The following is a 1,290-nucleotide window of genomic DNA, read 5'->3' as shown; positions in this document are numbered from 1 at the left end:
TGCGCCCGTCAAGTTTCTGAGACAGCTTGATTGATTTTCTTCTTACGCCGCTACTGGGTTGACCGTGTTTTGATAATTGGCCAAGGCGCGTGCCGGGGGTAGGCCCCGGTTGTTCGCATGGGGCCGGCGCCGGTTGTACCAGGACTCGATGTACTCCATCACCGCGGTCCTGGCCGCGATGTGATTAGGGAAATCATGGTGGTGGTACATCTCGGTCTTCAGGTGCGAGAAGAACGACTCGGCCACCGCGTTATCCCAGCACACACCGACCTCTCCCATGGACTGGGTGACGCTGTTCGCCGCGCACCAGCGTTGGAACCCGGCAGAGGTGTACTGCGAGCCCCGGTCGCTGTGAAAGACCGCCCCGAGGGGATGAAGCCGGCCATGGTCACGTGCCATGCTGAGCGCGTCGATGATCAACGAGGTACGCATGTGTGAGGCCATCGACCAGCCCACAACCATCCGGGTCGCGAGATCGATCACGGTGGCCAGGTACAGCCACCCGGAGCCCGTTTGCAGGTAGGTGATGTCCCCGACCAGCTTCGTTCCCGGCACGGTGGCGGTGAAGTCACGGTTCCCGTCCGCGTCCTGCATGTGGTTGCGGATATGCCCGGTCCTGGCGGCCGGGTCAACGACCGTGGTCTTCTTCCATGCCCGCATCCGCACCGCCCGCAGACCCTGCTTTCTCATGATGGCACCGACCGTGCCCGGGGCCACCGGGACACCCTCATGACCCAGGATCGTGGTGATCTGGTCCCGCCCGGCCATACCCTTCTCGCGTCCAAACACCCGCTTCACCTCCACGGTCAACTTGTTGTGGCGGACCTGCGTCGGGGTCGGTTCCTTCGGCAGCGTCCAGCGGTAGTACGAGGATCTGGGGACCTTCAGCTGCTGGCACATCCAGTCGATCTTGTAGTTGGCCTTCTCCTGCCAGATGAACGCGTAGTAGTCGTCTATCGTTGCTTCGCGGCGAAGAAGGCGCTGACTTTTCCCAGGAACTCGATTTCCCGTTTCAGCTCGGCGTTCTCGGCCTGCAGCGCCTTGTACTTCGCCCACTCCACCGGGCCCGGCTCATCGGCGGCGACGTCGGGATGCTCTTCCTTCCAGACCCGCACCCAATTCCCCAACGTCCCTTCATTGACCCCAATATCGGCCGCGACCTGGACCACGGGACGGCCCGAGGAAATCACCAGCTCAATGGCCTCAGCCTTGAACTCAGGGCTGAACTTACGACGGCTAGACATGAAACAGATTCTCCTAAACCCTGTCTCAAATCACCATACGGGCGCA

1 protein-coding gene is annotated in these 1,290 nt (G+C 61.7%); it reads right to left on the bottom strand.

All coding sequences use genetic code 11. The features are described 5' to 3' along the window. Window positions 1-42: 42 nt before the first annotated feature. Window positions 43-1,244 (bottom strand): IS3 family transposase gene (locus tag AC5RWA_RS21600; RefSeq protein WP_494059014.1). Its coding sequence is split into 2 segments (ribosomal slippage): window positions 43-992 and window positions 992-1,244, totalling 1,203 coding nucleotides; the frame shifts between segments, so codons are not numbered across the junction. Between the last annotated feature and the right edge of the window lie 46 nt (window positions 1,245-1,290).

The organism is Arthrobacter sp. 210 2 (assembly GCF_059093025.1).
This window is presented reverse-complemented; position numbering and strand designations above follow the sequence as displayed.